We start from the raw sequence: 507 nt of genomic DNA, 5'->3' as shown, positions 1-507 counted from the left end.
GCACCTACCTGCTCTCCCGGGCCCCGGGCGAGTTGGGCACCCACATCGCGCTGACCACCGCCCGGCTCAGCGCGGGCGACGCCCTCTACTGCGGACTGGCCGACCACTTCGTCCCGTCCGACCGGCTGGACGCCTTCGTCGCCGCCCTCTCCGGCGGCGCCGTCGTGGACGCGGTGGCCGAGTTCGCCGAGCCCGCACCGGCATCCGCCCTGCAGGCGCAGCGCGAGTGGATCGACGCCGCCTACTCGGCGGACACGGTCGAGGAGATCGTTGCGCGGCTGCGTGCCCACGGGTCGCCGGACGCCGCCGCCGCGGCCGAGCAGGTGCTCGCGAAGTCGCCGACCGCGGCCAAGGTGACGCTGCGGTCGCTGCGGCAGGCCCGCGGGCAGACCAGCCTCGAGGCCGTGTTGAACGAGGAGTACCGGGTGTCGTCGGCCTGCCTGGCGTCCCACGACCTGGTCGAGGGGATCCGCGCGCAGGTGGTGGAGAAGGACCGCAACCCGAAGT

At 74.4% G+C, this 507-nt stretch carries 1 protein-coding gene; it reads left to right on the top strand.

Annotated elements, in window-relative coordinates:
- Positions 1–507, top strand: a 507-nt coding sequence (locus AC1DQC_RS20335; RefSeq protein ID WP_477053028.1) for an enoyl-CoA hydratase/isomerase family protein, incomplete at both ends; no start/stop codon positions are given.

The organism is Cellulomonas sp. P4_H12 (genome assembly GCF_056400905.1).
Note: the sequence above shows the minus strand (reverse complement) of the source record. Positions and strands in the feature narration are given on the sequence as shown.